We start from the raw sequence: 6,695 nt of genomic DNA, 5'->3' as shown, positions 1-6,695 counted from the left end.
GATGGCGTAAGTACCGAAATTGTCAGGCGCTATATTCAAGAACAAGGAGATGAAAAGGAGAAGGCTCGTGTACAACAGATGACCCTTTTTCCTATCTAGATACCCCGCAGCTTGCTGCGATTGGGTTATTCATTTTAGCTATTTGTCGGTATGGCATTCCACCCTATTGGGTTGGGCATTTGGGGACTATCAATCAGAAGTTAGACATATTTGCCCTGAAGTTAAACATTGGCGTCAACGGGAACGTAGATCCCCATCCTCCACCATGGGGGTCATGGAAAATGTTTTGCCCCGAGGATGCCTACGATGAAACTAGTCTCTGTGATTATTCCCCTCCACAACACCGAAGCCTACATTGCCGATACAATCCGTTCTGTGCTGGCCCAAACCCATACCAACTTTGAACTCATAGTGGTGGATGATGAATCCAGCGATCAGAGTGCGGCGATCGTGCGTCAGTTTCAGGATCCAAGGATTAAACTAATCCATCAGAAAAACCGGGGACTAGCGGGGTCTCGTAACACAGGGATTCGCAACGCTCAGGGACAATATCTCGCTTTTTTGGATGCGGACGACCTCTGGTTGCCCGAAAAATTAGCCAGCCATGTTGAGCATCTCGACCAAAATCCCCACATCGGAGTGAGTTTTAGCCGTTCTTCCTTCATTGACGGTCAAGGTCAACCGCTGGGGATCCACCAAATGCCCAAGTTAAAAGACATTGATGCGGGGCATCTCCTCTGCCGTAATCCTGTGGGCAACGGTTCTGCTCCAGTCATCCGCCGCCAGGTATTGGATGATATTAGTTTCTTAGACGATCGCCATGGGTTTCCCGAGCTCTGTTACTTTGACGAAGCTTTCCGGTTGCGATCGGAGGACATTGAGTGTTGGATTCGCATTGCCATAGTGACCGATTGGGTGATAGAAGGTATTCCCGCGGCGTTAACTCTCTACCGGGTTAATAATCAAGGACTGTCGGCGGATGTGGAGTTACAATTCCAGTCTTGGCTCCAGGTAATGGAAAAAACTGCCCAGTACGCACCGGCCTTGGTGGCCCGATGGGGGAAACCGGCCAAGGCCTATCAATTGCGTTACCTGGCCCGGCGGGCAGTGCGCTTCCAAGACACGGACCATGCCCTGAATTTATTGAGCCAAGCCCTCAGGACCCATTGGCAAATTATTCTGGCCGAACCCCGTCGCACCAGCTTGACCATTGCCGCTGCCTGTTTGCTCAAAATCTGTCCCCCCAGTCTTTATCAATCCATGGAGGCGATCGCCATTAAAGTTACCGGAGCCCTGCAGGCGAGAAAAATTGCACGGGAAGCCAGCGTTTCTTCCCAACCGACCTAGGGAATTTACCCGGAATTTTATCAGAAGCATTAGGTTAGACAATTGCGTAAACACGACTGTAAACATGCCCCCCTAATACTGAAAATTAAGGAAAACGGGGTATGCCCCCACCATCAATGGGATGCAGACAATGAAACTTTTACTGATTAGCTCCAGCGGCGGCCACTTCAATGCCCTATGTCAACTAGCTTCCTTTTGGCAAAACTACGATCGCCAATGGGTCACCTTCCCCACCGCCACCACCCGCAACTACCTCGCCCAGGAAAAAGTCCATTGGGCCTTTGGCCCCACCAACCGAAATTTCCCCAACCTCTGTCGCAATCTAGGTTTAGCCGCCCGCATTATCCATCAGGAACAACCGGACATGGTAATCACCACTGGGGCAGGGGTCGCGGTGCCATTCCTGTTATTCGCCAAGCTGTTAGGCATTAAAACTGTTTTTATCGAATCCTTCACCAGGGTTAATGACCTCAGCCTCTCTGCCAAATTAATTCTGCCCTGTATTGATGTGCTCTACGTGCAATGGGAACAGTTACAACAACGTTATCCCCAAGCCAAGTTAATCAAAGTTTCAGCCTAGTAAGTATTAGTGATCTGATTATTTTTCAATTTTTTTATTTAAGTTCAATTAGCCTGTCACTTCTCCCAAGCACCATCTAAGCCATGATTTTAATTACCGTCGGTACAGAAAAATTTTCCTTCAATCGTCTCCTCCAATGGATTGATTATCTGATTCAACAGCAATTTATTAATCCCCAACAGGAACAAGTGCTAATTCAATATGGCAGTTGTACATTTCTACCCCAAGGAGGGGAAAAATATCAAGTTTTGCCGGAAGCAGATTTTAAGGCCATGCTAGACCAGGCCCGACTAATTATTTCCCACTGTGGAGAAGGCAGTTTTGACATTCTCGCCAAACTAAACAAACCCTTTATTTTGGTTCCCCGTAGCCATGGGTTCAATGAACATGTAGATGATCATCAAGTGGAACTGGCTCAAGCTTTAGCCGAAAAAGGAGTGCCCATTGCCTATACCCCCGGTGATTTGGTGCGGTTTCTGTCCAATCCTGTCCACGTTGTCGTCCCGGCCCCCAGTCATTACTACGGCCAGGCTAGTCAGTGGTTAACCCAGACTGCCCAGACTACTCACCCACGTCGCACAAGTTCTGTTTATCCAGGGTGGATTAATGCTGTAGTCGAATTTGCTAAGGGCCTAGCCCGCCGTCTGCCAGATTTAACCCAGCAGGGTCAATGTTTTTCCCCCAGGTAATCTGCCGTTGACATCCTCTCCCTAACGATATTGTTCACCCCACCAACACTCCACCATGAATACTTCCTCCTTAGCCCCAGTCCCCTACCTAGAAGTTGTTAATCAACCAATTTATTGCCCATCGGAGCAGATTACCCTCCACGAAATATTCGACTGGATTTACCATGCCCCTTTCTCCACATTGATTATTGATTTGAGGCAGGTAAAAACCATCCATAGTAATTTGTTGATTCTCCTAGCCACAGCCCAGCATCAGGCAAGAAAAATCAGTAAAACCATTGCTCTGGCCTCGGTTTCTCCGGAATGGAAAATTGTTCTAGAGATTTCCAAGCTAGATGGTCTATTCCCGATTTTGTCGTTGTTGTAAGGCTAGTTGTTGTAGTTGTTGTTCGCATTCAAGTGATTGTCAACTGGGACCGTGAATCGTGTTAGCTCCCTCCTCAGTATGGTTGAAGAGGAAATATTGATTCCTGCCTGCCTGTTTTGCATAATACAAAGCTTGGTCTGCTTGTTTGAGCAAGGTTTCCTTGCTACTGGCAAATCTAGAATGGGCCACAGCGATGCCAATGCTACAGGTGACATTGCCGGCTAGATTCACTGCGTGGTGGGAAATATTTCTGGTTTGTAGGGCACTTTTAATTCTTTGGGCAATGGCGATCGCCCCGGACTGGTCCACCTCCGGCAAAACTAAGACAAATTCTTCCCCTCCGTAACGGGCAACAAAATCAGACCCTGGCTGACGAATACAACTCTGCAATATTTGGGCAATCTCAGTGAGGCAAATGTCTCCCTGGCTGTGGCCGTAATGATCGTTATAGAGCTTGAAATGATCCACATCCACCATCATTACCGTTAGACTCTTGTCCTTCTGGAGGAAAATCTGCCATTCTTCGGCAAATTGTTGCTCAAAGTAACGACGGTTGGGGATATGGGTCAGGCCATCGATGTGGGCTAGTTTACCGAGTTCAACATTGGCCAATTCCAAAGATCTGTTAACGGAAGCTAACTTTTCAGTTCTTTTCTACACTTCATTTTCTAAATTTTTTACTGCCCGGGAGAGGGACTGTTGGGCGATTTTCTTTTCCTGGATAATGGCGGAAAAAAACAGTGCCGTCATGGAAATTACCGCCGTAAACATCTGGAGGAAAATGACCGAATTATTGCCGGAGTCATGGTAGAATAAGCCTTGGCCTTGGGCAGTGGCAAAAATAGCGAAAAAGGCAAAAAAGGCAACGAAGACACTAGCAAAGAAATCGCCAAAATGAAAGACCACAAATAGAATCAGTGGTAGAAACATGTAGGCGATCGGATAGGTTTGATGAAACGATAAAAACCAAACTAAAAAGGTTAAAAAGATAGAGACAATTAGCTTGGTGCTGAACAGATGATCACGACGAAAACGATAGAAGCGAATAGTAATTAAAACTGGCGTAAAAACAATAATTGCCAGCACACTATTAGACCACCAAGTTATCCAAGAGTAGAAGAAGTTTTCCCGGGCAACAATTCCCAGTAAAAGTAAAGTGGTAACGCCAATGACCGCTGACAAAAACGGACCAATTATAGCCCCCTGAACAAACGCAAGGGTGGTGGAAACCCTTTGGAATGGATTGAGAATGGACAACGGTTCTTGTATGCTGTCACTGTTCTTGATAATCGTCACAGATTCCTTTTGAGCAAGTGATCTCAGTTTATTTTTTAACCAGAGATCCCCTACAAACGGTTGAAGAGTATTGGCAACAGCAAAGGCTGTTTCGAGCAGAAGAAATTGAGCAATGCTGGGGGGCGGATCAAAGGTAGACAGTACTGAAACTAAACCCAGTACTGAACCGAGAATAATGCCGGGGGTGACCCAATGACCGAAGTGAAAAAACACACCAAAGGTGAGGGCAGAGGGAAACCAAACAGGGGCAATTCTTCCTGGCAGTAGGGTGCTAACTAACTGGTCACTCAGCTTAATTCCCACAACATAAAACAGAGCTACTAAAAGGTTCAAAATAACGTTGTGGAAGAGAGGACTTTGCAAAAAACTTGCACTGTTACCCCCTTTAAACCAACGAATTAGTTCATGGCGATTAATTGGAACCCAGTAATCCTGTCTGGCCATAATTGCACTGCCCCCACAGCTTAAAATTTCCCGACGCTTCAGTGTGCCAACTTGTCGAGGGCTTTGTGGTATAGCACCCGACATTAGAATAAGTATAGGCCTAATTGCTTAGACTTTTTATCTGTCCTAAAAATTATCTGTTCTATAAAAAGGTAGGGAACAATCAGGGAAAAATTTTGCAGGCGGGCTAAACAATGAAGCCGAAGATGGGATTTGAACCCACGGCCAACTGATTACGAATCAGCTACTCTACCACTGAGCTACTTCGGCGCAACCTAAATTCCACTGTAAAATGATAGCATTCTCTGTACCAGCTTTCCTGGGGAGAATTTATGCTGCCATTGGTCGTTGCACATTTGGGGCCAAGGGGAACCAATACGGAAACCGTCGCCCTGGTTTATGGGGAAAAGCATCAGGAGCGCACTGGGCAGGCGGTGGAGTTTTTTCCCTGTCCCAGCATTGGCAAAACCCTGGAGGCGGCGGCCCAAGGCTTGGTGGATGTGGCGATCGTGCCGGTGGAGAATTCGACGGAGGGGGGCATTGCCATTACCCTGGACTGCCTTTGGGCGGCGGAAAATTTAAAAATACAACAGGAATTAGTGCTGCCCATTACCCATGTTTTGCTCAGCCGGGGAAAACTTTTGGCGGATTTAACCAAGGTTGTGTCCCATCCCCAAGCCCTGGGGCAATGCCAGAAATGGTTGGGGGCTCATCTTCCCCAGGTAAGTTTGGTGCCGGCGAATTCCACCACTGAAGCGATTCAGATTATTGGTGATGACCCCACAGCGGCGGCGATCGCCTCTCCTAGGGCCGCCACCCTATTCGATCTTCCTGTACTACAAACTGACATTCAAGATTATCCTGACAATTGCACTCGCTTCTGGGCGATCAGTTCAGAGGGTTATCTTGCTGGAAGCCATACCACCCTTGCCTTTAGTGTTCCCCGCAATGTGCCCGGGGCCCTAGTAGCCCCCCTACAACTCCTGGCCCAGAGGAATATTAACCTGAGTCGCATTGAATCCCGCCCCACCAAAAGGTCTTTGGGGGAATATGTTTTCTTTATGGATTTAGAAGCCAGCCAAACGGAACCCAGACTCCAGGAAGCCCTGGAAAAACTAAAGCAATACACAGAAGTGCTTAAAATTTTTGGCAGCTACCCCACAAAAGTCCTACAATTGGCAGACCTCCAGCATTTCCATCCACCAGGCTGGTCTAGCCCGTCTTAATTCCTAACCCTAGCCCTTAGTTGATTTTTCCAATCTTGTTATGAGTGATTCCCTCACCGCCATCAAAGCATTACTGGATTCGGATAATTTTAGTGATAAAGTCCGGGGCTTGAATCAACTGCGGGCCCTGGAGCCGGCCGAAGCTTTTCCCCTGCTGAAACCTTTGGTTAACGATGCCAATCCCCGCATCCGCTATGCCGCTGTTAGTCAACTGGATCCGGTGGGTAAAGCCGATTTGGAACAATCATTGCAACTCCTGCGCGATCGCCTGTTTAACGACCCGGAAATTGATGTGCAATCCGTGGCCGCCGACGTGATTGGGGGGCTAAAATTAACCGCCGCCTACCCTGACTTGCAAAAAGCCTACGAGGAAACTCCTGAATGGCTCTTGCAGATGAGCATTGTGGCCACCCTGGGGGAAATGGGCGATCGCCGGGGCTTCGACCTGCTGAAAATCGCTCTTGGCTCTGAGAATAGCTTGATTAGAACGGCGGCCATCAGTGCGTTGGGAGAATTGGGCAACCCGGAAGCCCTACCTCTGCTTGCATCCTTAGTACAAGACGAAGACTGGCAAGTCCGCTACCGTTTAGCCCTGGCGGTGGGTCATCTAGAACATCCCGATCGCCAAAGCCTACTGCAACAGTTGGCTCAGGATCAGGTGGAACAAGTGGCGAACACAGCCCGGGAATTATTGACCGCCTAGGCTAGGTTAAGCTGGAAGGTCCCTTGAAAATGCCTGGGTTTAT

General features: G+C 48.0%; 8 protein-coding genes and 1 tRNA gene. 6 read left to right on the top strand and 3 right to left on the bottom strand.

From position 1 onward, the window contains the following. Nucleotides 1-306 precede the first annotated feature (306 nt). The 4 genes from BWK47_RS01280 (at nucleotide 307) to BWK47_RS01265 (ending at nucleotide 2,983) form a co-directional block, all read left to right on the top strand. On the top strand, nucleotides 307-1,347 hold the full coding sequence (locus BWK47_RS01280; RefSeq protein WP_162327266.1) for a glycosyltransferase family 2 protein: 1,041 nt from the start codon (nucleotides 307-309) through the stop codon (nucleotides 1,345-1,347). 130 nt (nucleotides 1,348-1,477) lie between these two features. After that, nucleotides 1,478-1,927 (top strand): PssD/Cps14F family polysaccharide biosynthesis glycosyltransferase, encoded by a 450-nt coding sequence (gene pssD / locus BWK47_RS01275; RefSeq protein WP_162327265.1) that lies wholly within the window; start codon nucleotides 1,478-1,480, stop codon nucleotides 1,925-1,927. Between the two features lie 83 nt (nucleotides 1,928-2,010). Next, nucleotides 2,011-2,616, top strand: a complete 606-nt coding sequence (locus tag BWK47_RS01270; protein WP_162327264.1) for a glycosyltransferase — start codon at nucleotides 2,011-2,013, stop codon at nucleotides 2,614-2,616. A 55-nt stretch (nucleotides 2,617-2,671) separates the two neighbouring features. Then, complete coding sequence (locus tag BWK47_RS01265; protein WP_162327263.1) at nucleotides 2,672-2,983, top strand: STAS domain-containing protein; 312 nt, start codon at nucleotides 2,672-2,674, stop codon at nucleotides 2,981-2,983. Between the two features lie 39 nt (nucleotides 2,984-3,022). Here BWK47_RS01265 and BWK47_RS16775 read toward each other — a convergent pair whose 3' ends face one another. The 3 genes from BWK47_RS16775 to BWK47_RS01255 form a co-directional block, all read right to left on the bottom strand. Then, a complete protein-coding gene (locus BWK47_RS16775; protein ID WP_204250445.1) occupies nucleotides 3,023-3,595 on the bottom strand; it encodes a diguanylate cyclase in 573 nt (190 codons plus the stop codon). 42 nt (nucleotides 3,596-3,637) lie between these two features. Next, the gene (locus BWK47_RS16770) at nucleotides 3,638-4,723 is read right to left on the bottom strand and encodes an MASE1 domain-containing protein (RefSeq protein WP_204250444.1); all 1,086 of its coding nucleotides are present in this window, start codon (nucleotides 4,721-4,723) and stop codon (nucleotides 3,638-3,640) included. A 198-nt stretch (nucleotides 4,724-4,921) separates the two neighbouring features. Then, a tRNA-Thr gene (locus BWK47_RS01255) sits at nucleotides 4,922-4,993 on the bottom strand. Nucleotides 4,994-5,055: 62 nt separating this feature from the next. Between BWK47_RS01255 and pheA the strand changes: the two genes are divergently transcribed. Both pheA and nblB read left to right on the top strand, forming a co-directional pair. Then, nucleotides 5,056-5,949, top strand: coding sequence for a prephenate dehydratase (gene pheA, locus BWK47_RS01250; protein ID WP_162327262.1), 894 nt, complete (start codon nucleotides 5,056-5,058; stop codon nucleotides 5,947-5,949). Between the two features lie 40 nt (nucleotides 5,950-5,989). Then, the gene (gene nblB, locus BWK47_RS01245; protein WP_162327261.1) at nucleotides 5,990-6,652 is read left to right on the top strand and encodes a phycobilisome degradation protein NblB; all 663 of its coding nucleotides are present in this window, start codon (nucleotides 5,990-5,992) and stop codon (nucleotides 6,650-6,652) included. Nucleotides 6,653-6,695 lie beyond the last annotated feature (43 nt).

This window comes from Synechocystis sp. CACIAM 05, assembly GCF_010222815.1.
Classification (GTDB): Bacteria; Cyanobacteriota; Cyanobacteriia; order Cyanobacteriales; family Microcystaceae; genus Synechocystis.
The sequence above is the reverse complement of the archived record's forward strand: the minus strand, read 5'-3'. Positions and strand labels throughout refer to the sequence as shown.